This is a genomic window from Nocardioides sp. CPCC 206348 (genome assembly GCF_048654705.1).
Taxonomy (GTDB): Bacteria; Actinomycetota; Actinomycetes; order Propionibacteriales; family Nocardioidaceae; genus Nocardioides.
Genome location: NZ_JBMCZA010000147.1, coordinates 903 through 1,199 on the forward strand (window position 1 = coordinate 903; position 297 = coordinate 1,199).

The window sequence follows — 297 nt, forward strand, 5'->3', positions numbered from 1 at the left end:
TGCGATCCGCCGCTACCTGCAGGACGTCGACGCCCTGCCCGCCAAGAGCCTGATCGCCAACGTCCCCGTCTCGGTCCGCACCGGCGAAGGCGCCTCCGTCGGCAACGCCATCACCTTCCTCTACACACAGCTCGGCACCGACGTGGCGGACCCGCTCGAGCGGATCGCCCGGATCAAGGCGTCCACGCAGCTCGGCAAGGAACGCCTCCCGGAGGTCTCCGGCGCGGCTATGGACGCCTACACCGCCGGCCTGATGGCGCCGTTCCTCGGCCAGGCCATCACCCACCTCGGCGGCCG

1 protein-coding gene is annotated in these 297 nt (G+C 71.4%); it reads left to right on the forward strand.

Translation table 11 applies throughout. The features are described from left to right. The coding region (locus ACOADB_RS10135; RefSeq protein ID WP_378597851.1) for a WS/DGAT domain-containing protein at nt 1-297 on the forward strand (297 nt) is incomplete at both ends.